The organism is Pseudoalteromonas nanhaiensis, from assembly GCF_051235485.1.
Lineage (GTDB): Bacteria > Pseudomonadota > Gammaproteobacteria > Enterobacterales > Alteromonadaceae > Pseudoalteromonas > Pseudoalteromonas lipolytica_C.
Map to the genome: position 1 here is coordinate 81807 of NZ_JBPNYQ010000006.1, position 25329 is coordinate 107135.

Annotated in this window: 27 protein-coding genes; 8 read left to right on the plus strand and 19 right to left on the minus strand. The window is 40.5% G+C overall.

Annotated elements, in window-relative coordinates; all coding sequences use genetic code 11:
• Nucleotides 1-27 precede the first annotated feature (27 nt).
• Entirely contained in the window at nucleotides 28-1698 is a 1671-nt protein-coding gene (locus ACSFVZ_RS07780) for an ATP-binding SpoIIE family protein phosphatase (protein WP_435558541.1), read from the minus strand.
• Entirely contained in the window at nucleotides 1698-2003 is a 306-nt protein-coding gene (locus tag ACSFVZ_RS07785) for an STAS domain-containing protein (protein WP_135923903.1), read from the minus strand. The genes ACSFVZ_RS07780 and ACSFVZ_RS07785 overlap by 1 nt, the downstream gene beginning before the upstream one ends.
• 133 nt (nucleotides 2004-2136) lie before the next feature.
• On the opposite strand from ACSFVZ_RS07785, the gene ACSFVZ_RS07790 reads away from it, so the two are divergent.
• Nucleotides 2137-2466, plus strand: a complete 330-nt coding sequence (locus ACSFVZ_RS07790) for an SUI1 family translation initiation factor (protein WP_435558542.1) — start codon at nucleotides 2137-2139, stop codon at nucleotides 2464-2466.
• Nucleotides 2467-2482: 16 nt separating this feature from the next.
• On the opposite strand, the gene ACSFVZ_RS07795 is transcribed toward ACSFVZ_RS07790, so the two are convergent.
• Nucleotides 2483-5482 carry a bifunctional diguanylate cyclase/phosphodiesterase gene (locus ACSFVZ_RS07795; RefSeq protein ID WP_435558543.1) on the minus strand — a complete coding sequence of 1000 codons (3000 nt, stop codon included), beginning with the start codon at nucleotides 5480-5482 and terminating at the stop codon, nucleotides 2483-2485.
• Between the two features lie 332 nt (nucleotides 5483-5814).
• Here ACSFVZ_RS07795 and ACSFVZ_RS07800 point away from each other — a divergent pair, with 332 nt between their 5' ends.
• From ACSFVZ_RS07800 to ACSFVZ_RS07810, 3 genes are all read left to right on the plus strand, one after another.
• Nucleotides 5815-6966, plus strand: a complete 1152-nt coding sequence (locus ACSFVZ_RS07800) for a chorismate mutase (protein ID WP_135923901.1) — start codon at nucleotides 5815-5817, stop codon at nucleotides 6964-6966.
• A 127-nt stretch (nucleotides 6967-7093) separates the two neighbouring features.
• Nucleotides 7094-7612 (plus strand): disulfide bond formation protein DsbB, encoded by a 519-nt coding sequence (gene dsbB / locus ACSFVZ_RS07805; protein WP_199527882.1) that lies wholly within the window; start codon nucleotides 7094-7096, stop codon nucleotides 7610-7612.
• Nucleotides 7612-7914, plus strand: a complete 303-nt coding sequence (locus tag ACSFVZ_RS07810; RefSeq protein ID WP_235382065.1) for a DUF6170 family protein — start codon at nucleotides 7612-7614, stop codon at nucleotides 7912-7914. The genes dsbB and ACSFVZ_RS07810 overlap by 1 nt, the downstream gene beginning before the upstream one ends.
• A 23-nt stretch (nucleotides 7915-7937) precedes the next feature.
• Here ACSFVZ_RS07810 and ACSFVZ_RS07815 read toward each other — a convergent pair whose 3' ends face one another.
• Nucleotides 7938-8231 (minus strand): ComEA family DNA-binding protein, encoded by a 294-nt coding sequence (locus ACSFVZ_RS07815; RefSeq protein ID WP_135923898.1) that lies wholly within the window; start codon nucleotides 8229-8231, stop codon nucleotides 7938-7940.
• Between the two features lie 287 nt (nucleotides 8232-8518).
• Here ACSFVZ_RS07815 and ACSFVZ_RS07820 point away from each other — a divergent pair, with 287 nt between their 5' ends.
• Nucleotides 8519-8821, plus strand: coding sequence for a YebG family protein (locus ACSFVZ_RS07820; protein ID WP_135926253.1), 303 nt, complete (start codon nucleotides 8519-8521; stop codon nucleotides 8819-8821).
• A gap of 62 nt (nucleotides 8822-8883) precedes the next feature.
• Here ACSFVZ_RS07820 and putP read toward each other — a convergent pair whose 3' ends face one another.
• Nucleotides 8884-10395 carry a sodium/proline symporter PutP gene (gene putP / locus ACSFVZ_RS07825; RefSeq protein WP_135923897.1) on the minus strand — a complete coding sequence of 504 codons (1512 nt, stop codon included), beginning with the start codon at nucleotides 10393-10395 and terminating at the stop codon, nucleotides 8884-8886.
• Between the two features lie 370 nt (nucleotides 10396-10765).
• On the opposite strand from putP, the gene ACSFVZ_RS07830 reads away from it, so the two are divergent.
• Nucleotides 10766-11989 (plus strand): EAL and HDOD domain-containing protein, encoded by a 1224-nt coding sequence (locus tag ACSFVZ_RS07830; RefSeq protein ID WP_435558544.1) that lies wholly within the window; start codon nucleotides 10766-10768, stop codon nucleotides 11987-11989.
• Between the two features lie 66 nt (nucleotides 11990-12055).
• Here the strand turns inward: ACSFVZ_RS07830 and ACSFVZ_RS07835 are convergent, their stop codons facing one another.
• From ACSFVZ_RS07835 to ccmA, 10 genes are read right to left on the minus strand one after another with little or no spacing between them, the layout of a single operon-like run.
• Nucleotides 12056-12787, minus strand: a complete 732-nt coding sequence (locus ACSFVZ_RS07835; RefSeq protein ID WP_435558545.1) for an MlaA family lipoprotein — start codon at nucleotides 12785-12787, stop codon at nucleotides 12056-12058.
• 9 nt (nucleotides 12788-12796) lie between these two features.
• Nucleotides 12797-14056 carry a c-type cytochrome biogenesis protein CcmI gene (ccmI, locus tag ACSFVZ_RS07840; protein ID WP_138557436.1) on the minus strand — a complete coding sequence of 420 codons (1260 nt, stop codon included), beginning with the start codon at nucleotides 14054-14056 and terminating at the stop codon, nucleotides 12797-12799.
• On the minus strand, nucleotides 14057-14518 hold the full coding sequence (locus ACSFVZ_RS07845; protein ID WP_135923893.1) for a cytochrome c-type biogenesis protein: 462 nt from the start codon (nucleotides 14516-14518) through the stop codon (nucleotides 14057-14059).
• Nucleotides 14515-15087, minus strand: coding sequence for a DsbE family thiol:disulfide interchange protein (locus tag ACSFVZ_RS07850; RefSeq protein ID WP_135923892.1), 573 nt, complete (start codon nucleotides 15085-15087; stop codon nucleotides 14515-14517). The genes ACSFVZ_RS07845 and ACSFVZ_RS07850 overlap by 4 nt, the downstream gene beginning before the upstream one ends.
• Nucleotides 15084-17039: a heme lyase CcmF/NrfE family subunit gene (locus ACSFVZ_RS07855; protein ID WP_138557435.1), complete on the minus strand. Its 1956-nt coding sequence runs from the start codon at nucleotides 17037-17039 to the stop codon at nucleotides 15084-15086. The genes ACSFVZ_RS07850 and ACSFVZ_RS07855 overlap by 4 nt, the downstream gene beginning before the upstream one ends.
• 1 nt (nucleotide 17040) lies before the next feature.
• Nucleotides 17041-17520: a cytochrome c maturation protein CcmE gene (ccmE, locus tag ACSFVZ_RS07860; RefSeq protein ID WP_135923890.1), complete on the minus strand. Its 480-nt coding sequence runs from the start codon at nucleotides 17518-17520 to the stop codon at nucleotides 17041-17043.
• Nucleotides 17517-17720, minus strand: coding sequence for a heme exporter protein CcmD (gene ccmD / locus ACSFVZ_RS07865; protein ID WP_054553244.1), 204 nt, complete (start codon nucleotides 17718-17720; stop codon nucleotides 17517-17519). The genes ccmE and ccmD overlap by 4 nt, the downstream gene beginning before the upstream one ends.
• A gap of 2 nt (nucleotides 17721-17722) precedes the next feature.
• Entirely contained in the window at nucleotides 17723-18460 is a 738-nt protein-coding gene (locus ACSFVZ_RS07870) for a heme ABC transporter permease (RefSeq protein WP_135923889.1), read from the minus strand.
• 1 nt (nucleotide 18461) lies between these two features.
• Nucleotides 18462-19148, minus strand: a complete 687-nt coding sequence (gene ccmB, locus ACSFVZ_RS07875; RefSeq protein WP_135923888.1) for a heme exporter protein CcmB — start codon at nucleotides 19146-19148, stop codon at nucleotides 18462-18464.
• Entirely contained in the window at nucleotides 19148-19768 is a 621-nt protein-coding gene (gene ccmA / locus ACSFVZ_RS07880; RefSeq protein ID WP_135923887.1) for a cytochrome c biogenesis heme-transporting ATPase CcmA, read from the minus strand. Before ccmA ends, ccmB begins: the two co-directional genes overlap by 1 nt.
• Nucleotides 19769-19870: 102 nt before the next feature.
• Here ccmA and fliK point away from each other — a divergent pair, with 102 nt between their 5' ends.
• Complete coding sequence (gene fliK / locus ACSFVZ_RS07885) at nucleotides 19871-22504, plus strand: flagellar hook-length control protein FliK (RefSeq protein ID WP_435558546.1); 2634 nt, start codon at nucleotides 19871-19873, stop codon at nucleotides 22502-22504.
• 5 nt (nucleotides 22505-22509) lie between these two features.
• Complete coding sequence (locus ACSFVZ_RS07890; protein WP_135923886.1) at nucleotides 22510-22818, plus strand: EscU/YscU/HrcU family type III secretion system export apparatus switch protein; 309 nt, start codon at nucleotides 22510-22512, stop codon at nucleotides 22816-22818.
• Between the two features lie 30 nt (nucleotides 22819-22848).
• Here ACSFVZ_RS07890 and ACSFVZ_RS07895 read toward each other — a convergent pair whose 3' ends face one another.
• The 4 genes from ACSFVZ_RS07895 to ACSFVZ_RS07910 are packed head-to-tail and all read right to left on the minus strand — an operon-like array spanning nucleotide 22849 to nucleotide 25319.
• The gene (locus tag ACSFVZ_RS07895) at nucleotides 22849-23253 is read right to left on the minus strand and encodes a DUF2802 domain-containing protein (RefSeq protein WP_135923880.1); all 405 of its coding nucleotides are present in this window, start codon (nucleotides 23251-23253) and stop codon (nucleotides 22849-22851) included.
• A gap of 15 nt (nucleotides 23254-23268) precedes the next feature.
• Nucleotides 23269-23766, minus strand: coding sequence for a chemotaxis protein CheW (locus ACSFVZ_RS07900; RefSeq protein ID WP_054553251.1), 498 nt, complete (start codon nucleotides 23764-23766; stop codon nucleotides 23269-23271).
• Nucleotides 23767-23787: 21 nt separating this feature from the next.
• Nucleotides 23788-24546 (minus strand): chemotaxis protein CheW, encoded by a 759-nt coding sequence (locus tag ACSFVZ_RS07905; RefSeq protein WP_435558547.1) that lies wholly within the window; start codon nucleotides 24544-24546, stop codon nucleotides 23788-23790.
• A gap of 2 nt (nucleotides 24547-24548) precedes the next feature.
• A complete protein-coding gene (locus ACSFVZ_RS07910) occupies nucleotides 24549-25319 on the minus strand; it encodes a ParA family protein (RefSeq protein ID WP_135923878.1) in 771 nt (256 codons plus the stop codon).
• Between the last annotated feature and the right edge of the window lie 10 nt (nucleotides 25320-25329).

Genomic DNA, 25329 nt, shown 5'->3' on the forward strand with positions numbered 1-25329 from the left:
ATAATGCCGAAATGATAACATGCGATTTTAGTGTGAGCTAGCTTTGCTTGCAGTTAATTTATAATTAATTTCGACTTGGTTGCCAGCGCTATTAAATGAGACTTTAGAAGCTATCTCAGAAAGTAAACATAGACCTCGACCATGTTCTCTAACTAGGTTTTGCTGACTCTGCCCTGTTTTTGAAAATCCATTCCCTGAGTCACAAATCGTAAAGTCTAATTCTAATGTTTCGGGACTATATTGAATATCTATAATGATTAATGCTTCGCTTAACGAAGCCAGAGCTTCTTCTCGTTGTTGATAATAGATTAAAAAACCGTCTTCTTGGTTTTTTATCTCTGAGTCAAGCCCAAGAACACCATGATCAAGTGCATTATTATAAGCCTCAGATAACATCAAAAATATATTAGCCCGATGATCATTTAAGCCACCAATTTTGCTAAGCAGTTCGATCACTTCTAAAACGGGGTCGGTACTTTTAATTTGCTTTGCGTTTAAACTCATTGAGATATGAAAAGGTAAAGGCGAAAATTGCTCATATGTCTGTTCTGGTGAAGGAACCGGCAAACAATTTAACAACACTAAGCTCAAGTCATCTTGTTGTTGATTGCCACGCGCAAAACGATTAACACGCTCAATTATTTGTTCTGTACTTATATACGATTTTGACACTAATACTTTTTTAAATCGTTGTTCACCAAAGTACTCATCATTGAGGTTAGTTGTTTCAATAATGCCATCTGTTGCCATCACGATTCGCGATGATGGCTCAACTTCGATGTGAATTAAACCACGTTCAAACTCTTCAGGCTCAAGAATACCCAGCGCCATATGCTGTGATTCTAGCGTTCGGGTTATGTTGCCTTTTTCATTAATAACATAAATGTCAGGTAAACCACCTAACCATGCTGAAACACTTCTTCCAGACTTACTCAACTCTAAAATAGTCGCAGCACAAAACATATGGCCTGGCAGTAAATTGCCCAGTACAGTATTAATTTCAGCCGCAATATCACTGACCGACATACCTTTACTTACCATGGTATAAAACACGCGTGAAGCGGGTAATGCACCAACCGCTGCAGCTAAGCCGTGACCTGTAAAGTCTCCTAACATGCAATATAAACTGCCAATAGGGCTTTGTGCCACAAGAAACATATCACCATTAAACATGGCGGCAGGAGATAAATGGAAGTCTAAATGAGCAGGAAATGCTTGCTGGTTTTCTAATGCGTTATTAAAGATATGCTCAACAATCTCATGCTCTCTTTCAACTTGATTTTGATGGTACTCAAGTTGCAAATTCTGATCATGAGCTTTTTGGCTTAAGTTTCTAATTCGGCTATGTGCTTTTATCTTGGCGTTTAGAATCACTTCTTGAAATGGTTTTTGTAAGAAGTCATCTCCCCCAACAGCTAAACAACGCTCAAAACTTGCCTCATCTTCTAATGAGGTAATAAAAATAATTGGCAGGTAAACTTGGCTGAAGCGCTTTTTGATTATCGATGCAGTTTCAAAGCCATCCATAACTGGCATGATGACATCAAGTAACACGATGTCGATTTTATTCTCTTCTAATAGCTTTAATGCATTCAAGCCATTATCGGCATTAAAAACACGATAACCTTGTTGCTCTAACATCACTGTTAATAGACGGCGATTTAACTCTAAATCATCAACAACCAGTATATTTAGCATCAATCAATATCAAACTTTTTGTCAAAACGAGAAATTTGCAGAATTTTCTTTAGCTGTGGCTGACAGTTACTGATTTGAATTGTGTCGACCTTACCTGAAAGGTTTTTTTTCATGTTAAGCAGCATACCTAGTGCAGAGCTATCCATATAGTCTGTTTCTCTTAGGTCAATAACAACTTTGTTAATATTATCGTTTAAGTCAGCATAAGCCTGACGAAAAGTTTGCACTAGATTAAAATCAAACTTTCCTTTGATCTGAACGGTTAAAATTTCGCCATCTGCAGATGTACTGCACGTTAAACTCATAATAAACTCCTAACAAACAATTCCTTCCTCAGAATTATCTAAATATAACTGCTTAAAAGAAATAAGCCAAAAATTAAAACACTTAGAATGAAATTTGTTATTATTTGGGCAAGCTTTCACAATGAGATCCACTATGAGCGACAATAATCTAGTTTATTCAACAGCGACTGGCCGTATTGAACAACCTAAAGAAACAAAGCCAATCCAAAGCAAAACGTTTAAAGATGGCTTTTTACGTATTGAGCGTCAAACAAAAGGCCGCAAAGGCAAAGGCGTCATGCTAGTTGTTGGTATTGACAGTGAGCAACATGACTTAAAAAAGCTGGCTAAAACCATTAAAAGTAAAATGGGTCAAGGTGGCGCCGTTAAAGAAGGCATCATTGAGGTGCAAGGTGACGACAGAGAAAAACTCAAAGCTATTCTCGAAGGGCTTAAATTTAAAGTAAAAATTGCAGGGGGCTAGTCAGCCCCCTCACTCATTATGACTTCATTGAGCTTAGGTGCTCATAAAGTGCTGGTAACTCATCTTCTGGGACTGGTTTACTGTAATAGAAGCCTTGCACAATATAACAATTGTTATTTTGCAAAAATTCTATTTGTTCAATCGTTTCAACCCCTTCAGCAACCACGTTTAGTTTAAGCTTTTGCGCCATCGCGATAATTGCAGCCGTGATTTCCATGTCGTTGCTATCCTCAGGAATATCTTTAACAAACGAGCGGTCAACTTTCAAAATATCAACCGGGAAACGCTTCAAATAACTTAATGATGAATAGCCTGTACCAAAGTCGTCAATCGAAATCGACACGCCCAATGCTTTCAGTTGATGTAGTTGCAAGATAGCAGCTTCTACATGCCCCATCAGCATACTTTCTGTGAGCTCTAAGTGCAGCCGCTTTGGCTCCACACCGGTTTGCTTAATAATGTTATCAAGCGTAGATACTAGGTTGGCATCTTTAAACTGTCGAGCAGATAAGTTGATCGAGATATTATTTTTTAAATTCTGATCTGCTAATCGAGCTGCAAACTCACAGGCTTCTTTTAAAATCCAGGCTCCTAACTCAACAATTAATCCAGTTGCTTCTGCAATAGGAATAAATTTTGTCGGTGGGATCATTCCCTCTTCCGGATGGAACCAACGTATCAGCGCTTCGTATCCTACAACTTGGTTGTTACGACAATCAACTTGAGGTTGGTAGTACACTCTGAATTGGCCTTCACGAATACCTGTACGTAACTCATTTTCAATGAATAATCGTTCATTCGCAGCAGCATTTAATTCTTGGCTATAGAAGTGATAGGTGTTTCGTCCCTTTGCTTTCGCTTCATACATTGCAAGATCAGCATGTTTGAGTAATTGGTCTTCTTCTTGGCTATCAAATGGTGCCATTGTAATACCAATACTGGCACTAATGATCACTTCATTGTTACCTAACTTAATTGGCTCATTAAGCGTACGTTGAATGGTATTAGCAACTTCTGTCGCATGAGTTTGATGCTCAATACCACTAAGTAAAACCGCAAACTCATCACCACCTAAACGGGCAATGGTATCTTCTGTGCGTAAACGTTTTTTCAAGCGATTGGCTACTTCAACCAGTAATTGGTCACCTGCATCATGGCCTAACGTATCATTGATACGCTTGAATTCATCTAAATCAAAATAGAACAAAGCAAAGGCATAATGACCACGCTCTGCTAAGGCCATTGACTTACGCAATTGCATTCTAAAGAAAGTACGGTTTGCAAGCCCCGTTAAAGTATCAAAATAAGCAAGTTGCTCCATCTTACGTTGGCTTTCTTTTACAAAAGAAATATCTTGAGCTGATGCCACGTAACTGGTTATCTCACCACTGTCTTCACGAATTGGTGAAATACTTAAAGAAACCCAAACAGATTGACGATCATTTGCTTGTAATAAGGTATCACCGCGCCAATAATTTCGGCTTCGCAGGTCAATATCAATATCATCAACTAATATTGCCATCTCTTGTGAAATAATACTCAGTAAAGGAGAGCCTATAAAGTGACGTTCTTCAAAGCCTGTCATCTCAACCATTTTTGGGTTGACGTATTTTACTTCAAACTCTTCATCTGTAATGACCACCCCTGTTCCGGAGAATGCAACAGCCTTAGATAATCGATTTGCCGCTTTTTCTGCAATTTCCTTTTCACTGATACGCTGATTTAAACCATCTATCAATTTACGGATCTCAACGGCCATATCTCTGAAAGAACCATTTAACGTACCGATTTCGTCTTTATTTTCTTTGGGAAACTCTGTTTGCAATTGCCCTTTACCAAAGCTCACCACAGCATTAACCAAAGAGTGAATACGGCGTAACACTAATTGATAAAGTGCTTGATGAAGTAACAGTGCAACTAAAATAGCGTACAAAATAAATAAGCCAAAAAATTTAACTTTCAGCTCTTCTAATGCAGATAATGCCGATGAACGCTTTTTATAAATACCAATATACCAGTCGAGCTGTTCAACTTTGCGGATATTGATAATGTGAGTTTCACCATCTTGTACAAATGAATTTGCCGACTCAGGCAACCTAAGACGAATGGTTTCAGAGACTAGCTTTTGCAAGTCAGCATTCACAAAATCTTGAGTCGCTAATTTTTTCCCCTCACGCCCGTACTTTTCTAATGTTTTCTTATCTAAATCAGGGTGCGCCAATAATTGACCATTCGCATCAAAAACAAATAGGTTTTGTTCGCGATCGCCAATCGGTAATTGAGAAAGCAGTGTTTCAAGTGCAATATCACTTCCTGTTACACCAAAAAACTCATTTCCAAGATAAATAGGAACGAGCACACTCACAACCCATTTGTGCCATATATTATCGTAATAAACATTTGACCAAACAGCTTCACGACTTGGGTTGGTAGCTTCTTTAGCGTAGTTAAAGGTTTTACCAGTCGTAAAATTAAAATCGCCCGGAACATTTAGCGCCCAGTTAGGCGGCGCAATACGAATAAAATTGTCTTTTGTGATCAGATAGAAATTGAAAAAGTCTTGGATTAAGGTAGGTGAAACAATTTTCCATAATGACTCGGAATCATTAATTAATTGTTTGTAAAACGGTGAGTAATTTTCTTGTGGTATAAATGCAGCTGATAACCCATCAGCAGAAGTGCTACGAATACTGCCGTCTACAGCAAATTTAATTTCTGAGTTAAAATTACTTTGCAAATGAGAGTCGCTTTGTAGCAACTGGCTACTAACAACAGAATTAGCCTGTTCCGCAATATTAATTTTAGTGTTGATTAAATGATTAAACTGCTTTGTTAAGCGTTCACTTGAGTGCTTTAAGAGATCATGCTCTTCAAACACGAGTTGCTTCTCTTCGGATTTGAGCATTAAAGCCGCTGCACAAATACCCGCAATTAAACAAATCGCAGAGATCAGCAGCGACAATTTCATACTTAATGAATTCACACCAAACCGTGATGGCGGTCGTCGATACACCACAGGACTACCTTATTAATAATTGTTATTATTTATTATGCAAAAACAAATATACCAGATTCATTTTTATATTTATAAATTTTTTATGAAGATTAATGAATTTTCCTAATCAGTGTACTCATTTATAAATTACTGCGATATGCAGTTGACTTTGTGTACAAGTGTTTTTACATTAAAGCAATGAATAAAATTATCTCTCGCACACGTTTTTCGTTTTTTAGCTTCTTTAGATAGAGGAGGCTTAACTGTTTGCGAGATAAATTCACCGAATAGCTAAAGCCTCCCTCTTGGGAGGCTTTTTTGTTTGTGCACTGTTTTGGAATGAGGAAACCAACATGAGCAATGATGTATTAAATGCATTACGACACGATATCAATGAAATTGATTCAGATTTATTAGTCTTACTGGCCAAAAGACGCCGAATAAGCCATAGCGTTGTTGAGTATAAAATTGCTAACAATAAACCAATACGAGATGAAGCACGTGAGCAAGCGTTACTCGAAAAGCTAATAAGCTATGGTAAATCACTTGGCCTAGACGCCTACTACATAAACAATGTCTTTCAGACCATTCTTGAAGACTCAGTTTTAAATCAGCAAGCCATGTTGCAAAAGAACCTCAACCCTGAAGCAATGAGCGAAACACACCGCGTAGCATACTTAGGAGGACAAGGCTCATATAGCCAACTAGCTTGCCATAAATATTTTAGCCGTCGCCCAGGTAAAGTAATTGAAATGGGCTGTACTAGTTTTGATCAAATCACAGGTAAAGTAGAAAGTGGTCAGGCAGACTTTGGCTTATTGCCTATTGAAAATACCAGCTCAGGCAGTATTAATGAGGTGTTTGATTTATTACAACATGCGCAAGTATCCATTGTCGGTGAAGTGACACACAGTGTTGAACATTGCCTATTAGCGATGCCTGGCACGGAGCTTTCTCACATCAACAAAGTGTTTGCTCACCCTCAGCCTTTTGCTCAATGCAGCCGCTTTATCCAAGGTTTGGGAGATATTCAGCATGAAACCTGCGACTCAACCTATCACGCGTTAAAATCAGCTGTTGAAACACCTAACAGTGCCGCAATTGGTTCAGCACAAGCCGGTAAAAATGTTGGCCTAGAGGTTGTTAAGTCAGGTCTTGCTAACCAAAGTGAAAATCATAGCCGCTTTATCGTTGTAGCACGTAAACCGTTACAAGTTTCAAAGCAAATTCCGACCAAAACCAGTTTAATTATGGCTACAAAACAACAAGCCGGTTCGTTGGCAGATGCACTGATGATTTTTAAACACCATCAGATCAATCTCGTAAAGCTTGAATCTCGCCCTGTACCTGGTAACCCATGGGAAGAAGTGTTTTATGTCGACCTTGAAGCGAACCTTGATGACTTACATGTTAAACAAGCGCTCGAAGAGCTAAAAGAACACACCCAGTACACCCGTGTATTAGGCTGTTATCAAAGTGAATCATTACAAGCAGTAAGCGTTTAATCCACCTTATTCTATTAGTTAAATAAAGGAGCCAACAGGCTCCTTTTTGTTTAATTTTATCGCAGAGACTTGCACCCCCTTCCCAGTGTAAGCATAATCTTGAAAACATTTTTAAACTGGAACATACATGAATTGGTTAGCAGAATTAGCAACTAAAAGAACACCTTGGCTATTATTAGCCGTGATATCCTTAGCATTTGAAATCACCGCATTGTTTTTTCAATACAATATGGGTCTTGAGCCATGCATCATGTGTATTTATCAACGTACAGCAGTATTAGGCTTACTTGCTGCAGGTGTTATAGGTGCGATTAACCCGCAGGCGATGGTATGTAGAGTAGTAGCATTTGTCAGTTGGGGTATATCAGCAATTTGGGGTTATTTTATCGCCAAAGAACACATTGCAATGCAAAACAACACTGATCCTTTTGCATTCAGCTGTGCTTTTGAACCAAACTTTCCGAGCTTTATGCCTCTTCATGAGTGGATCCCAAGTTTCTTTGCTGCTACTGGTGATTGCGGCAATATAGATTGGCAGTTTGCATCGCTGAGTATGCCAGCTTGGATGGAAGTGATCTTCGCTGCGTTCTCTGTCGTATTTTTAGTGGTTATAATTAGCCGCCTTGTATGCAAAAAGTCACTGTAATGATATATTTTTTTACCAGTCAAATTCCTGAATTAAAGGCCTTTAAAGTGAGGCAGCGCCAGCAAATCATTGCCCTTGCACTTAGCCATTTGAGCCCTATGCACAAAATCACTTTATCTGTCTGTAAACTTGCTTTTTTGGCACCACTATTTTTAGGGCTCGCGTATTTTGAAGGATGGATGCTTCTGCCCTGGTTACTGTTAGCGGGGGTAAGCTATCCGCTTCTAACCACACCACTCGAAAATATATTTGCATTGCCACATCTGCAAACCGCTATTAAAGAATACAAACAGGGCTGTTAGGCCCTGTTTGACAGAGTGGCTTTCTAAAGCGTAATTTGTCCCTTTAATTTTTGGTAGAGTTTCTCACCAATCCCCTTAACCTCTTTTAGCTGTTCGACAGTTTTAAAGTTACCTTGGCTCTTACGATATTCAATAATTGCTTTGGCCTTTGCTTCACCAATACCTGGTAATTGAGTAAGCTGCTCTAACGTGGCTTTATTCAAACTTACTTTTTGTAGCTTAACATCTGCAACATCAACAGGTTTCGCTGCAAGTGCAGCTGTGGCGGGCAAAAGCGCAAGGCTTGAAGCTAACAATAGACTTGATAATAATTTCATATTTTCCTCCATGATGTCCTTACTTGGACAACTAATTTCCTTTGTTACCAAACACTCGCTCCATCGCTTGTGTTTTTAAAATTATAGGCCTAGCAGTTTTCCGATGCTTGGATAGATTTTAGGTAACAATTTAAATTAAGCTAATTTCGCTTTCTTTGTCAAATGATAGAAAGAAAAATGTAAGTTGCTACTTGCAAATAATGCCACAACACATTACTGTATATAAAAACAGTAATCAAGATGGCGATTTTACGCTACAAATGCCACGCTTAAATGCAGGAGAGATCATGGCTGTTGTTGTTAAATATGTTGTAGAAAGAAACGGAGTCGAGCGCATGACGTTTACTACTAAAAAAGAAGCTGATGCGTATGACAAAATGCTCGACATTGCTGAGTCATTGGAACTAATGCTTGAAAAAGTTGATGTACCATTAAGCGAGCAACAAATTGAGTCACTGGCGCTTGAAATGGCAAAAGAAAAAGACCAATTTATGGCTGTACTCAAAGGTGCAAAAGAAGCACCTGCGAAGCCTAAAAAGGCAAAGTCAGACGATAACGTTGCAGATATAAAAGAGAAAGCTGCAAGCTAACCATTCGCTATAAAATTAAAAAAGGGCAACATCTGTTGCCCTTTTTTGTGTTTAATCAAAAACTACAGTGATGATTCAACTTCATCAAATAAGTCTGTAATTTCCTTTTTCGGCTCGGCTGTCATAAGGCTTACAACAACAATCGCTATCGTTGATAAAATAAAGCCAGGGACAATCTCATAGATGATTGCACTTAGAGCTTGGCCGTCAATAGTGATTGGCGCGTAAATCCAAAACAACACTGTTGCTGCACCAACAACCATGCCACTGATTGCTCCTTGTAAGTTCATGCGCTTCCAGTACAAACTAATTAGCACAAGCGGACCAAATGCAGCACCAAAACCAGCCCATGCATTACTTACTAAATCAAGGATTGAGCTGTCACGGTCATACGCAAGATAAATAGCAAATAAAGCAACCAAAATAACGCTGATACGACCCACTAACACTAGTTCTTTTTGTGAAGCGCTACGATTTAAGTAAATCTTATAGAAATCTTCTGTTAGTGAACTTGAACATACTAATAGTTGCGACGAGATAGTACTCATGATCGCCGCTAAAATAGCAGCCAATAAGAAACCCGCAATAAGTGGATGGAAAATAAGCTCAGATAACACCAAGAAAATCGTTTCTTTATCATCGATTGGCATTTGATTTTCAAGCATGTACGCTGCGCCAAATAAGCCTGTAAATACGGCACCAATAGCTGAAAGCGTCATCCACGACATACCTACACGACGCATCGTTGGCATATCTTTAACAGAGCGAACTGACATGAAACGAACAATAATATGTGGCTGACCAAAATAGCCTAAGCCCCATGCCATTGCAGAAATAATGGCAATTGTTGAACCACCAGCGAACCAGTCCATCATGTTAAGTGCATGTATTTCTGTTTCTTTAGGAGAACTTAATAATAAGTCATAGCGTGCATTTGCAAGCGTATCCATAAATGGTTGATCAAGCATAGTGTAGGTTGCAATAGGCACCGCTAACAGCGAGATAAACATGATACAGCCTTGCACGAAGTCAGTTAAGCTCACTGCTAAAAAGCCACCAAATAAGGTGTAAAGCACAACAACACCCGTAGTAATGTACAAGCCCATTTCATAACTCATATTAAATGAGTTTTCGAACAGCTTGCCGCCCGCGACAACTCCTGATGAGGTATATAGAGTAAAGAATACAATGATAACGACTGCAGAAATAACACGTAAGATATTTTTATTATCTTCAAAACGGTTTGCAAAGTAATCAGGGATAGTTATCGAATCATTGGCTTTTTCGGTGTAAACACGTAACCGAGGTGCCACTAAAAAGTAGTTAGCCCATGCACCAAGCACTAAACCGATTGCAATCCAAACCTTGCTTAGGCCAAATAAGTACATTGCACCTGGTAAGCCCATTAATAACCAACCACTCATGTCTGATGCACCCGCTGAAAGCGCCGCAACACTTGGAGATAAGTTACGTCCACCTAGCATATAACCTGACACATCATCTGTTGATTGCTTATAGGCATATAGCCCTATTCCCAACATTACGATGAAGTATAATGCTAACGAAATTATCATTCCTGTTTCCAAATTAGCCTCCAAAAATTAGTTAATGTTGGCTTTTAATCCGAATAATGACTCGCAAGTTATTTAATTATAAGACATTATTGGGGTAAAAACCGATATCACTCATGACTATACCACGCTTCGACACTATAACTCCAATGGTGCCGATAACCAACTAAGTTTACATTTACAACGATACGCTAACAAAATTGTGATATTTAATCATAACTTATAGAATTTCATTACGATTTATCCTAGTCTTAACGTTAAGATAAAATCATAATTTATCCCCATATCTTGTCATTTTATTAATGCTATTTTAGATACAATGGCATATATTGCGAGGGGATAATGAAATAACTGATGTGGACAAGCTTGGACTATGTATTTTTACGCTGCGCGCCAACCGATTTTAGATAAGGAAAAGAAACTAGTCGGCTACGAACTCCTCTTTAGGGATGGAGTAGATAATGTGTTTCCAGATATTGATGGCGATGAAGCAACGTCACGGCTCATTGAAGGCAGCCAATTTAACTTTGGTTTGGAAGACTTAACAGACAACAAACCTGCTTATATAAACTTTACGTTAGAAACATTACAAAAGGGTTACCCGTTATTATTAGGTAAAGACAATGTTGTAGTTGAAATTCTTGAAACTATTCAACCAGGTAAACGATTACTGGCTCTTGTCAAAGATTTGAAAGAAAGAGGCTATACGCTAGCACTTGATGATTATATTCACCAACCAGTTTGGCGTCATTTTTACCCGTATATTGATCTTATAAAAATCGATTTTCTAACCTGTACACCTGAATCTCTGCAGACGGTGATTGAAGCTATAAAGCCTCACCCACACATTAAGTTGTTGGCAGAAAAAGTTGAGACCCATGAGAAGTACCAACTGGCCCTCGATATGGGTTTTAGCTACTTTCAAGGCTTCTTCTTTTCGAAACCTGAGATGGTGCAAAGCAAAACTTTACCACCGTCTGAGATGGCATTAGCTGAGCTTTTGTATGAAACATCGAGTATTGACTTAAATCTTAAAAAAATCACCGATGTATTTGAAAGAGATGTTAACTTATCTTACAAGTTACTGCGTTATTCAAACTCTGCAGCATTTAAACGTCGTGCTGAAATCAGCACCATCAAACAGGCACTTATCGTTTTAGGTAGCGAAGAAATTAAACGTTTCTTATCGCTGTTATTCGCCGCACAAGTGGCTGCAGATAAGCCTGCTGAACTCATCCGCTTATCACTCACGCGAGCTCGCTTTGCTGAGCTGTTAGCTATCAGTCATGGGCAATTACGCGATACTGGAATGGCATTTTTGACCGGTATGATGTCGCTTATGGATGCAATCTTAGATGAAGATATGCCAAGCGTAATGGGCAAATTACCGCTAACAAATGAAATTAAAGGTGCCCTTCTTCATGACGAAGGTTTATTAGCATCGTATTTACGCCTTGTGAAGTTTTACGAGCAAGCTGATTGGGAAAGTGCCAAAGAGATCCAACAACAACTCGGCCTCAAACCCGAAGAGGTGCCCGATGCATATCACGATGCATTGAACTGGTCGAATGAACAAATGTCTGTATTCGGCGACTAATGTTCGAAATGTAAATACAAAAATGCCAGCAATATTGCTGGCATTTTTTCGTTGTGGTCAACGCTATTAAAGGTTTTCTAAGAAGTCTTCATCAAAATCGTCTGGCTCTTTTTCCATTGGCGGATTGCCATCATGAAGCTCATATAATTGACGCTGGAAATAGATATCTTTAACAAATATGTACGGGTCAAGTGACTCATTTAATAGGCTTTCTTGAGGTATCAAAGAAGCACGCGCTTCAACCGCTTTCAGTGCAAACACTAAAATGGTTTGAGGTGTTGTTAACGCTATTTCAGGTAATACTATGTTATCAACTACATCACCCGTTAAATTTCGTACTGTACTTGGCCCCATGCCAGGTATCATCAAGTAGGCACCATCTCCTACTCCCCACACACCTAGCGTTTGGCCAAAATCTTCATCAACGATCTCTAGCCCTAATGAAGAGGCCACATCGAAAAAGCCAAATAAGCCAACCGTCGAGTTCACTAAGAAACGCGCAAGGCTGATCCCCATATTCGCTGGTTTGCCCTGCAAACCAGCGTTAACCATATCAGTTGGTGCAGTAATATTATCGGTAAAGTTAACAATACTGCGCCTAACAGGCATAGGTGTCACTGTAACATAGCCAACCGCAGCAGGGCGCAGAATATAAGCATCAAGCACGTCCATGTTAAAGTCATACATAGGACGATTGAATGACTGCAATGGATCTCGATCATCCGCTTTTTCTTCGGGTACTTGTGCGCATCCTGCAAGTACAGCAAAAAAAATTAAAAATATACTATGCCTAAACATTGGCTATCCTTAAGGTATTAACTCATTAATTAGCAACGAATATTCTTTAACGTTAGCACGCTCTAAGACATCCGACTTGCCTTCCAACTCGCCGCTAGAAGTTACCACAGTTGCATCTTTCGATAAACGCGCGGTTAAAATAATTTGCTCAACACTCGATAAATTCAGGCCATCAACCATTGCGTTAGCATCACTTAACGTCACGGTTAGTGGAAAGCTATATTCTGTCATTTTTACCACAGCTAATGGCATTTGCGGACCACTGGCTGCTTTTGCAAAAACAAATAACGTGCCGTTTTGTGGCTGTGAGTCAGCAAGTGCTGGATCCAAATCAACTGTGATGCTAATTTCACTGTTTGAAGCATCAGCTACTTCTGTATTTGTGACTTGCTCATTATTTAAATGGGCATCAATTTCAGCAATACGCTCTGCAATCATGCTATAACGAGGGTCGTTTTGCTCCATGCTCGCTAGCAGTACTTCAAACGCGGTTTTAGCTTGCAGCCAATCTTTACGCTCGTAGGCAATTAGGGCCAACAATGAGATTGCATCAATATTGGTTGGCTCTGCTTTTAACACTTTTGAAAGCATAGTCGCAGCCTGAGACATGTTCGCGTCATTGCCTTCCATTAGCAGAACTTGCGAGTAGCTGATCAGCACTTGCTTGTTATCCGGATTCATTTTCAATACTTTATCAAATGACTGCTTTGCCATATCAAATTCATTTAACGACATCGCAACACGTCCAAGTAGCATCCAAGCTACTTCGTCATCACCACTTTGATCAAGTTTAGTACGCAGCGCTAATGCAAATGCTTGAAGTTCATTTGCAGTCAACGGCTCACCATTTTGCATCACAGCTCGCTCACCGTATGACTTTAGATTTGCCATTGCATCATGCCAGCCTTTTATTTGCTGCTGACTGCCAGTGTAGGCATAGAAAATAGCTGTTAAAACGATTAAAAAGCCTGCTCCTGTTAAAGCAAATATACGATTGTTACCTTTGCTGTTTAAGGCTTTTTCTGGTGATAACTCATTAAGTAAACGACGCTTTTGCTCAACAACTGCCTCGTCATGCATTTGTGCATCGATACGTTGATTTTCAAGATCGTCTTTAAGCTCATCTAAACGTTGGTAATAAATTCGGATCAATTCCGAGTTTGCATTGTGATCAAGGCGTTGAATACGTTCGCGTTTAAAAAACGGCACGACAACAAACAGCAATGCAATCAGTGTGAGTAAAACAAAAGAAGCCCACATTAATGCCATTTAGCTTTGCTCCTGACGTTGATTTTGTTCAATTAGTTTTGCAAGTAATTTCTCGTCTTGCTCAGTCCATGTTTGCTTTACTGATGCTTTACGCTGACGCAATACAATAAAGCCAAAGCCAAGCACCACAATGAGCACTGGTAAAACCCAAAGCACAAGTGTTGCTGGAGTGACAGGCGGATCGTAATGAACGAAGTAACCATAGCGGTCAATCATATAGTCAATCACTTCGTCTTTTGTTTTGCCTTCTTTTACTAAGGCTAATACTTTATCGCGCAAGTCTTTGGCAACAACGGCGTCTGAGTCGGCAATATTCTGATTTTGACATTTAGGGCAGCGTAACTCTTTAGTTAATTCACTAAAACGCGTAGCTTGCTCTTTGTCATCGAACTGGTACTTGTCTTGCTCTGCAATTGCACTAAAGGCGATCAGCAAGCTTGCTAGAAGAATAACGAATCTCATTGCTGTAATTCCTGCATTAACGGTGCAAATTTAGCACGCCAAACACGTGGATTAATATCACCGGTGTGATGAAGCAAAATTGTGCCCTGCTTATCAACTAAAAACGTTTCAGGCGCACCAGATACCCCTAAATCAAGGGCTAATGTACGCTTTAAATCCAAAATATTGAACTGATAAGGGTCGCCAGCGCGATTTAGCATGCTGGTTACATCTTCACGTAACGCATTAATATCAAACTGGCCATCAAAGTCAGGGTCATAACCTTGCTCGTAATATAAGCCAATAATCTTAACGCCCTGCTCTCTAAGCTCTGTTAAATAACCTAACTCAGCTAAACAGGTCGGGCACCATGTACCCCACACATTCAGCAGGTATACTTCGCCTTTCAGATCGGCATCTGTCCAACGCTTTGACTCATCCATCAAATCAGGTAGATTAAATGTTGGCATAGTCTGACCAATACGCCCTGTTTGCAGCTCACGCGGGTTTGCAAACAAGCCTTGATATAAAAACACACACAACAAAACGAAAACCAATAATGGCGCTAGCGCTAACAATTTGCGGTTCATGCTGAAGCCTCCTGCTTAGTCGATTTCTGGCGATAGCGTTTATCACCAAGCACTAAAAAGCCTGCCAGTGAAATCAAGATGCCACCGAGCCACATCCAACGAACATATGGTTTATGGTAAATACGTAACGACCACGCACCTTGGCTTAATTGCTCACCTAGCGCTAGATACAAGTCACGGGTGAAGCCTGCATCAACAGCTGCTTCTGTCATAAACTGCATGCCAATGTCATAACGGCGTTTTTCAGCATGTAAAACCGTCACTTGTTTATCGTTTTTCAGCACGGTGACAACCCCAGCATGGCCACTGTAGTTAGCCCCGCGAATAGACTTAACACCGTCAAAGCGATACTGGTATTCATTTAAAGCCACTGTGTCACCCGGTTTCATTGATACATCACGCTCAACCGAGTAAGCAGAGGTTAACGTGACACCTGCAATTACAAACGCTAAACCAATGTGACCTAAAACCATTGCCCAATAGCTTAGACCTAATCGCTTAAAGCCTTCACCTATGGTTTTATGAATAGTCACTTTTGCAGCTAAATCTATCAGTGTAGTAACAAAAATCCATACTGCTAATGCGGTTGCAATAAAGGTAATTGGCGCAATTACGTCGTAGCTTGAATATAACCATGCACCGGTAACAACCACACTGACCACAGCCGATAATAACAGCTTGTTCTGTAGCATTGACCACTTGTTTTGCTTCCAGCGTAACAGCGGACCTATCCCCATTAAGATAGCAAATGGCACGAGTAAAATAGCAAACATCTTATTGAAGAATGGTTCACCTATCGAGATGCTGCCTAAGCCAAGTTCTTTGTGGATCATTGGCAATAAAGTGCCCAGTAAAACAATCAGTGTTGCCACAACTAAGAAAATATTATTTAACCAAAGCGCTACTTCACGTGAAGCAAACTTATAGCGCCCCTCACTTTTAACCTGCGAAACACGCAGTGCATAAAGCGATAAACCACCGCCAACAACAATGGCCAAGAAAGCTAAAATAAACATGCCTCGATTAGGGTCTGACGCAAAAGCATGCACAGATACAATAATGCCCGAACGAACAATAAAGGTACCCAGTAAGCTTAACGAGAATGCTGCTATAGCTAGTAATACGGTCCAAGACTTAAATACACCACGTTTTTCTGTGGTTGATAATGAGTGCAACAACGCGGTTGCCACAAGCCAAGGCATTAGTGATGCGTTTTCAACGGGATCCCAGAACCACCAGCCACCCCAGCCGAGTTCTGAGTATGCCCACCAACTACCAATGGTAATACCGAGTGTTAAAAAGCCCCATGCAGTCATTGTCCAAGGACGAGACCACTTTGCCCAAGTATTATCAAGTTTGCCTGTAAGTAACGCCGCAATGGCGAATGAGAACGACACAGATAACCCAACATAGCCCATATAGAGCAATGGCGGGTGAATGATCATACCTGGGTCTTGCAGTAATGGGTTTAAATCGCGACCTTCAACAGGGAAATACGGTAATAAGCGCTCAAATGGGCTCGACATTAATAAGGTGTACAGCATAAAGCCAACACCTAAAAAGCCTAGCACGCCCAGTACACGAGCACGTAATACCCAAGGTAATGATTGTGAGCGCATAGCAACAACCGCTGTCCAACCTGCTTGCATCACTAACCAAAGTAAAATTGCTCCTTCATGGCCACCCCATGTTGAGGTTATTTTGTAGTACCAAGGTAAGGTGCTACTTGAGTGATAAGCAACATACGAAACGGTAAAGTCGTCGGTTAAACTGGCATAAATAAGTGCTGCAAAAGATAAAAGTACGAATACGAACTGACCAATTGCCAGTGATGGGGCTGCACGCATTAACCTTAAATTGCCGGTATGCGCCCCCCACAAAGGAAAAATACACAGTAGAACACTGAGCACCATGGCCAGTGTTAAAGAAAAATAACCGAGTTCTGGGATCATATTAATTGCCGTTATCTAAGTTATAGGTCGGTTTTTCGTGTTTGATACCCTTCACAGCTTCTGCGACTTCTGCTGGCATGTATTCTTCATCATGCTTTGCAAGTACCTCAAAGGCATCAATTTCATTCGCTTTCACTAACACGCCCTGCGCCACAATCCCTTGGCCTTCACGGAATAAGTCCGGCAAAATTCCTTGATAATTAATTGTCACCATAGGGCCCGTATCGATTAACTTAAAGCTTACCTTTAAGCTTGATTCGTCACGGACAACTGAGCCTGGCACAACCATGCCGCCGATACGTAGTTTTTGCCCAATATGCGGTTTTTCTTTATTAGGCCCTTTTCCATCAACCAATTCACTTGGTGTATAGAATAAATTAATGTTTTCTTGCAGTGCATACAGCACTAAACCAATCGTTGCACCCACACCAAAAATAATGGCTACAACCGCTAATAAACGCTTTTTACGTCTTGGATTCATTGCCCTGCCTCTTGCTTCGCTTTCTTAATGCGCTCTTCACGTTGTGCTTGCTGCTTTACTGAAGAGAAAATACGTTTTGTGTCGTTTAACGAACTAAATAAAATACCAAGTAAAATTAATGCACAGCTGCCAAACGACAGCCAAACATAAAAGCCATAGCCACCCATGGCAATAAAATCTGCAAAAGAATCAAACTGCATGATTAACCTCGCTCAAGCATATCACGCACCCAAGGGCGGTGCTTTTCACGTTGTAAAATTTCGTTCTTAAGACGTATTAACGTCACCGTACCGACGAACGCTGCGAATGCCACAATATTCACCATCAGTGGCCAAAACATGCTTGGATCAATGGCTTTAGTATCAAACTTTGTAATGGTTGCACCTTGATGCAAGGTGTTCCACCACTCAACCGAGAAGTGAATAATCGGTAAATTGATCACCCCGACAATCGCTAAAATACAGGCTGCCCGACCCGCCGCTTTTTTATCTTCAAAAGCATGATAAAGCGATAACACACCAAGGTATAAAAATAACAGAATGAGCTCAGAGGTTAGGCGTGCATCCCACACCCACCAAGCGCCCCACATAGGTTTACCCCATGCAGCACCGGTAATTAATGCTATCGCTGTCACACATGCCCCAACAGGTGCAATTGCAATCACTGCGAGTTCTGCATTACGTAATTGCCATACTAGTGCGATCACTGCAGCAATCGCCATAGAAGAGTAAGCGCCCATAGATAAAATAGCTGAAGGCACATGGATAAAAATAATTCGGTAGCTGTCTTTTTGTTGGTAATCGGCTGGGGCATAAGCAAGCCCCCAGACCCATCCAACAATCATACAGACCACCGTAACGACGGCGAAATAAGGCAGTAAGGTGTTACACAATTGGTAAGCACGATCTGCTTTTGCGTAGGGATGTAACCACTTCCACATATTAACTTACACTCACTTTCAATGCTGACGATATGGCAATTGGCGCCGCTATAATCGCTACGATTAGCATGGCACCAAGGATTGCAAGCTGTCCGCTATAGGCAAGCTCCATAGAGCTGGTATCGATAGCCGAGGTTGCAAAAATTAGTACAGGGATATACAAAGGCAAAACAAGTAAACTCATTAAAATGCCACCTTTTTGTAATCCCACAGTCAGTCCAGCACCAATTGCGCCAATGAAACTCAGCAATGGCGTCCCTAACAATAACGTCAGAACGGTTGCTAACAGCGCTGAACTTTCTAAATTCAATAATAAAGCAAATACCGGAGTCATAAGCACAAGAGGCAGCCCCGTAATCACCCAATGAGCCGCAACTTTAGCAAGAACGGTCAGTGGTAATGGGTATGCCGAAGCGATTAACTGCTCTAATGTTCCGTCGTGATAATCATCACGAAATAACTTATCTAAACCTAACATGGTCGAGAGTAATGCTGCGACCCAAATAATGCCTGGCGCCATACGAGCAAGTAGACCGGGCTCAGGGCCAATTGCTAACGGAAAAAGTGTAATTACAATAAGAAAAAACAAGATAGGGTTAACGATTTCAGCACGCTGACGAAACGCTAATTTAAGATCTTTTGAAAAAACCGCAGAGAATAGTTGCCAATACGAGTGCTGCTTTACCATCAGTGGCGATACTCCAAAGTCACTGTTTTAAGGTCACTAAAATGTGCCGTTAAATCTTGGTGGGTGGTTAATAAAATAGCTCCACCCGCATTAAGATGCTCAACAAATCGCTCTTGCAAAAACGCCACCCCACTTTTATCAAGCGCAGTAAAAGGCTCGTCTAATATCCACAGTTTGGCGTTATTTAACCAAAGACGAACCAATGCAACACGACGCTGTTGTCCTGCTGATAACATGCGCACAGGTACGTCTTCAAGACCCACTAGACCTATCTTAGCTAAGACCGGATATAAGTCTTGCTTGCTATCATAGCCGTTTATTTTCAGCCAAAAAGCAAGGTTTTCAAGTGCCGTAAGTTGACTATTTACACCTGTCTTATGACCGATAAATAATAACTCATCAGCAAATTCATCATAGTATTTTGCGATAGAACGTTGTTGCCATAATACCTCACCTTCATCAGGCATAGCGAAACCTGCGATAATACGCAATAATGATGTTTTACCAGCCCCATTTGGACCAGCTAACTGCATAATTTGCCCAGATTTTAAGCTGAAATTAAGATCCGCAAACAAACAACGATCTTGCTTGATGCAGGTGACGGCCTTAATGTGTAACAAGATGACGATTCTCTATACCCAAAATTAGGCGTTAGTCTACCATAATGATAGGGTAATACGAATATTGCTTTAAAACGATTAACTTATATTTGATCTAAAATAATGAATAAACAAAGCCAGTTGACTCTCAGCACCCAGCTTAATATTGACCCTAAAAGTATTAGCAGTGCTTCACAACATTCATCAAGCGAGGCACTAAAAATGCTCGCTGATCAGAGTCTAACTGCCCGTAATATCGTGATTAGCAAACACAGTGTGCAGATGGATGTATTAATTAACAATGCATGGCAAACATTGCGTTTATCTACTGAGCAAGAAAATCCCAAAACTGAACGATTCTTATCGGCAAACATCCAATTAAGTAATGATGGCAAAGGGCTCACTATTACACCTCTGCCTATCACAATTACACTGGGCAAAAGTCAGCAGTTGCAAGCACTTCTTAACTTGTTCACACAGGGGAATGCAAATACAAACACGCCCTACCCGGCAACTATTGCCAGCAATCAGCCAATGTTGCAACTGCCATCATTGAAAACAGAGTTTGCCCTTAACAATACCTTAGCAACACTGTTAAAAACTGAAGCGCCACTCAAAGCAATCTTGTTGCCAGCTACAAATCAGCAAAATAGTTTTAACTTAAACATCATTAATCGCTTTGGGGATTCACTGCATCAACAAAGTGTTAGCCAACAAAAAGTCGCTGATTTAGTCGCTAAACTAGTCCCAGAAATAGACTTAAAACTCACCGGCCAACAGCTACAATTGAGTTTAGCAACCAAACAAAATAGCGAGTTAACGCTGCCACTTGCAGCAATCCCCCCAAAACAAGCAAAACAAATTCAAGCGCATTGGCAATTTAATCCTCATACGCTAAAACTGCTATCACAGCGCGTAAAAGAGACCATTGAACTTGTCAACAAAGCGCCAATACAACATTTGTTATTAAAAAACTCACTCTCAGATACATTTACACATGCTCTTAAAAGCCAACCACTTGACAGTAAGACAACGCCTTTGGCTCCATCAAGTAGTAATGATTCACCAATACGCTCTTGGTTAAAAGACAGTTTTGCCGATTTGAAAACCCGTATTAGTGATGCAGTGCGTTACTTTGAGCGTTTACCAGCAACAACAAAATCAACAGCTAACTTATCTGTTAGTCAAACGCCGGGTGCAAGCAACAGTGTAAGCCAGGTAGGGTATAATGCTAAACAAATCAATATAATTAAGCTCGCGTCTTTAGACCCAAATTGGTCGAGGTTAATGACCTCTAACTCGCCTTTAAAACAACAGCCGGGCACACTTTTGCCTACAATCAATAACAATGTGCAGTTGGCGGCCACAAAGTCTGCTGGCGAACAACCTATGTTGCCTGTCAGCTTTAATAAGTCGGCGCCGCTAATTCAATTGTTTCAGCAACTTAAAGTAAGTCTTGAACCATTAATAAATACGCCCGCAATCAATGACAAAGCAGCACTCATTAGTAGCGCTCAAATAGCCGAAAAGCCTCCTACAACTTCAGCAGCAAATGCTATAAATAAGGTGAACTCTATACCCGCTCAAGCTTCAAACATCGCCACTAATATTGATAACGCAGTATCGAAAGACAATCCAGCGCTTGCAACTAAGGCGATTAAACAAACTGTGAGTGGTGATCAGTTGCAATCCTTAGCGGGAACAAAGGGTGCAATTACAGAGCAAACGACAAATCATTTAAAAGTTAAAGCGGAACTGCCTGCATCAATAACAAGCCAAGTTTCTTCTCTTGCTCCTTTTTTAGCAGCAAAAGAGCCTAATTTACGCCAACCCCTACTCGCTATTGGGCCTATTGAAGCTGCACTAATAGCCAAGTTAGTGCCAATGCCACAGAGTCAAAAGCCCACAAGCACGCCACTACCTGTGCAGTTGAGTGAAAAGTTAGTCGCTCTTAGTGAGCAAAGTACGTCTTCTTCTGTTGATCTAAATAGGTTAGTTAATCAAGCATTTAACCGCATGATTTCAAGTCAAAACATACACCCAGCAACGATCGAGCGTGAACTACTAAGTATACTTAGACCAGCATCTTTAACACCACAAAACCAACAAGCAAGTTTTAATCAAGGTCTAGAGCAACTAGCAGTAACCGCTTTGGCTGCACCTATTATTAATCAGGCTCCCACTAATTTAAGCTTTAACAACCAAACAGGTCTTGATGCTTTATTGCAAGTGCTAGTACCCAATTTTAAAGCCGTTAATGGCAGTAAGTTACTGGAGCAATTACAACAACCCAATTTGCAAGCCTTAGCGGGTGAGTTAAGCCAAGTAAAGAATACTCTCACGCAAGTACAAACGACACCGATAAACCAACAGCAAGATAGTAACCCGCTTGCACAATTTTTCTTACCGATGAAACTCCCAGCAGAGGCAGGGCAAACAGAAATCAGCTTAGGTCAATATAAAAAGCCGAGCAAAAACAAGCTTGAAAGTAAAAATGTATGGTTTGTTAGGCTAAACTTTGACTATGCGCAGCTTGGTAAATTACAAGTTACCGCAGAGGTTATGGACACAGCGGTAGATTGCCAATTATTAGCCTCTTCACAAGAGGTCACGGCTCTTGCACATCCGCATTTAGAAACGCTGCGTCATAAACTAGCAAGCCATGGTCTAAATGTTGGCGAGCTTAATTTGCAACAGGGTACGCCAAGTCATCAAGCCTTTTACAAGTCACATGCGATTATTAACATCAAGGTCTAAATTTTATGAGCGAACAATATCAACATAAATCTGCTATTGGCCTACTCTACGAAGCGGGCAGTTCGCCACGAGTAACCAGTAAAGGCTTTGGTGAACTTGCTGACGAAATTGTTAAACTTGCCGAACAAAAAGGCATTTTAATACATCAAGACGCTGATTTAGCACAAACCTTATCGCACCTTGAGTTAGGTGAAGAAATACCAAAAGAGCTTTACTATGTCATTGCTGAATTAATTGCATTTTCGTATGTATTGCGTGGTAAATTTCCACCGGGTTGGCAAGATTTTCAGGGTAAGCTCAACATTCAAGCTTAGGGCTCAGAAGTGCTCCAATAAAAAAGCGCCTCATTGGGCGCCTTTTTGTTTATGAAGAGACATAAGAAGTTCAGCTTCGGCTCTGGGTAACTCGCATTCACGAATTATTTCTTCTAAATCAGCACCTAGCTCAACCATTTTAACCGCTCGCGAATAGATTTTCGCATTCGGGTCATCATATTTTTGTGCGTCTTGTAGTTGCTCAAGTTCTCTACTTTTTTCTTCAACAGCTACAACACGTTTGCCAATACTGAGCATTCCTGCACGCATTTCTGCAACTTCACTGCGTAATATACTCAATTGTTGTTGAGCATCTTGCAGCTGTTTTTGCTTAGCCTGAATTGCGGCAGCTTGTTTATTGTTATTGACAAAAATAAGCCCCAAACACACTAAAACTAGTAAGATTGAGGCACCAAACAAAGAGTATAACAGCATATAGTTTCCAAGCGTTTATAGTGCGCTCAGCTCGTCCCACTCATCGTCATTTAGAAGCTTGTTAAGGTCTACCAAGATCAATAACTCACCATCACGGTTTGATACACCTTGAATAAACTTAGCACTTTCTTCTGTGCCAATATTTGGCGCACTGTCAATTTCTGAGCTGCGTAAGTAAACCACTTCAGCGACACTATCAACTAAAATACCAATAACTTGTTTTTCAGCTTCAATGATGACAATACGTGAGTTGTCGGTAACTTCTGCGCCCATCAAACCAAAACGTGCACGGGTGTCGATCACTGTTACAACATTACCGCGAAGGTTAATAATACCCAACACATACGAAGGTGCGCCTGGAACAGGAGCAATCTCGGTATAGCGAAGCACCTCTTGTACTTGCATTACGTTAATGCCGTACGTTTCTTCTTCAAGCTTAAAGGTTACCCACTGTAACACTTCATCGTTGCTATCAGCATTTTTATTAGCTGACAGTAGTCTTTCTTCACTCATGCTATTACTCCGTAAAAATAGTTACTGCTCACGGCTGTCTAAGCCCTGCTCTAGCAATTGATATAAATTTTCAACGTCAATCAAGGCGCACATTTTCTCTTTGATAACACCGGCTAACCATGGCCGCTTACCTGATTTTGCTCGCCATTTTACATCTTCTTTTTGAAGCGTAATATTATTTACGAGCTTTTCTGCCAATAATCCCCATTGACTATCACCTAAGGTGATTAAATACTGATAATTTAATGCTTGTTCTAATCTTTCATCATATTTTTCTGGCATAACCCAACGTGCAGTATCAACAACATTGAGTTTTTCATCTCGGTTAAGCATTACGCCTTTAAACCATTTTGGTTTACCAAACAATTGGTTAACCTCTGTCAGTTGATGAATTCCCCCTAATGCTTTTAGTGGTACTGCTAAGGTTAAACCTGCAACTTCAAAAAACAGTGCCTGAAACTCGCCATCAAAGTAATCTTCTTGGCGCTCAGTCGATGTCTTAGCAATAATATCTGCATTAGATTCTGCAACTATATCTTTGATATTAGCTTGGTTCTCGGTTTTCTCAAGCTCTTTAGTTGACTCAACACTCGGTAAAGGCGGTTCAGTAGCAATTACTGTGGAGGTAATCTTTTCTTCTTGCTTTTGTTCAGGCTCATTAACCTGCTCGAGTAATTTAGCTACGGGTTCAAGATTCTGCTCGCTAGGTTCATCTTCACACAGCAAAGCACCCAAATATTGGGTCATCACTTTTTCATTAGCAAATAAATGCTTACTCATCATTAACCTTGTGCAACTAAATAATCAAGCAAGGCGCGATAGGCAAATACACCTCGAGAACGAGGGCAAAATTGAATCGGCACTTGTTGTGCTAAACTAGCATCTCTAAATTTTGTATCGACAGGAACAACACCCGACCATACTTTGTCTTTGTAATTATCCTGCAGAGTTTTATACGCTTCAAGTGATGCTTTAGTCCGTTTGTCGTACATTGTAGGAATAATAGTATATTGATACTGCTTTGACTGCGATGTTTGCATTAATTCCATCGTCCGCATCATTCGGTCAAGCCCTTTAAGAGCCAAAAACTCAGTCTGTACTGGCACCAAAATACGCTCACTGGCTGCCAAGGCGTTAACCATCAACACCCCTAGTACTGGTGGGCAGTCAATAATTGCATAGTCATAATGGTCACTAATTTTTGCCAGCGCTTTCTTAAGAATTAAGCCCATACCATTTTTATTACCCATGCTTCTATCAAGTGTCGCAATTGCCATAGTGGCAGGTAAAATATCAAGGTTTTCTAATGTTGAAGGGCATAACGCTTGCAAAATTTCTTCACTTGCCATGCTGTTGCCGCGTGCAAAAATATCATACACGCTAACCTCAAGCTCTTCAGAATCAATACCAAAATAATAAGTTAAAGATGCATGTGGATCGGTATCAATAAGTAAAACGCGCTTACCTTGTAATGCAAGAATACCCGCAAGGCTGACAGCTGTTGTTGTTTTCCCTACGCCACCTTTTTGATTTGCTACTGTCCAAACTTTCACATCACACCTT

Coding starts and splice junctions, on each gene's coding strand:
- ACSFVZ_RS07790 (WP_435558542.1), top strand. CDS start 2,137: ATGAGCGACAATAATCTAGTTTATTCAACAGCGACTGGCCGTATTGAA.
- ACSFVZ_RS07900 (WP_054553251.1), bottom strand. CDS start 23,766: ATGAGTGAAGAAAGACTACTGTCAGCTAATAAAAATGCTGATAGCAAC.
- putP (WP_135923897.1), bottom strand. CDS start 10,395: ATGATAATTTCGTTAGCATTATACTTCATCGTAATGTTGGGAATAGGG.
- ACSFVZ_RS07800 (WP_135923901.1), top strand. CDS start 5,815: ATGAGCAATGATGTATTAAATGCATTACGACACGATATCAATGAAATT.
- ACSFVZ_RS07845 (WP_135923893.1), bottom strand. CDS start 14,518: ATGAGATTCGTTATTCTTCTAGCAAGCTTGCTGATCGCCTTTAGTGCA.
- ACSFVZ_RS07835 (WP_435558545.1), bottom strand. CDS start 12,787: ATGTTTAGGCATAGTATATTTTTAATTTTTTTTGCTGTACTTGCAGGA.
- ACSFVZ_RS07855 (WP_138557435.1), bottom strand. CDS start 17,039: ATGATCCCAGAACTCGGTTATTTTTCTTTAACACTGGCCATGGTGCTC.
- ccmB (WP_135923888.1), bottom strand. CDS start 19,148: ATGGTAAAGCAGCACTCGTATTGGCAACTATTCTCTGCGGTTTTTTCA.
- fliK (WP_435558546.1), top strand. CDS start 19,871: ATGAATAAACAAAGCCAGTTGACTCTCAGCACCCAGCTTAATATTGAC.
- ccmI (WP_138557436.1), bottom strand. CDS start 14,056: ATGGCATTAATGTGGGCTTCTTTTGTTTTACTCACACTGATTGCATTG.
- dsbB (WP_199527882.1), top strand. CDS start 7,094: ATGAATTGGTTAGCAGAATTAGCAACTAAAAGAACACCTTGGCTATTA.
- ccmE (WP_135923890.1), bottom strand. CDS start 17,520: ATGAATCCAAGACGTAAAAAGCGTTTATTAGCGGTTGTAGCCATTATT.
- ACSFVZ_RS07895 (WP_135923880.1), bottom strand. CDS start 23,253: ATGCTGTTATACTCTTTGTTTGGTGCCTCAATCTTACTAGTTTTAGTG.
- ACSFVZ_RS07820 (WP_135926253.1), top strand. CDS start 8,519: ATGGCTGTTGTTGTTAAATATGTTGTAGAAAGAAACGGAGTCGAGCGC.
- ACSFVZ_RS07815 (WP_135923898.1), bottom strand. CDS start 8,231: ATGAAATTATTATCAAGTCTATTGTTAGCTTCAAGCCTTGCGCTTTTG.
- ACSFVZ_RS07830 (WP_435558544.1), top strand. CDS start 10,766: ATGTATTTTTACGCTGCGCGCCAACCGATTTTAGATAAGGAAAAGAAA.
- ACSFVZ_RS07850 (WP_135923892.1), bottom strand. CDS start 15,087: ATGAACCGCAAATTGTTAGCGCTAGCGCCATTATTGGTTTTCGTTTTG.
- ACSFVZ_RS07905 (WP_435558547.1), bottom strand. CDS start 24,546: ATGAGTAAGCATTTATTTGCTAATGAAAAAGTGATGACCCAATATTTG.
- ACSFVZ_RS07810 (WP_235382065.1), top strand. CDS start 7,612: ATGATATATTTTTTTACCAGTCAAATTCCTGAATTAAAGGCCTTTAAA.
- ACSFVZ_RS07890 (WP_135923886.1), top strand. CDS start 22,510: ATGAGCGAACAATATCAACATAAATCTGCTATTGGCCTACTCTACGAA.
- ACSFVZ_RS07785 (WP_135923903.1), bottom strand. CDS start 2,003: ATGAGTTTAACGTGCAGTACATCTGCAGATGGCGAAATTTTAACCGTT.
- ACSFVZ_RS07780 (WP_435558541.1), bottom strand. CDS start 1,698: ATGCTAAATATACTGGTTGTTGATGATTTAGAGTTAAATCGCCGTCTA.
- ACSFVZ_RS07870 (WP_135923889.1), bottom strand. CDS start 18,460: ATGTGGAAGTGGTTACATCCCTACGCAAAAGCAGATCGTGCTTACCAA.
- ccmD (WP_054553244.1), bottom strand. CDS start 17,720: ATGCAGTTTGATTCTTTTGCAGATTTTATTGCCATGGGTGGCTATGGC.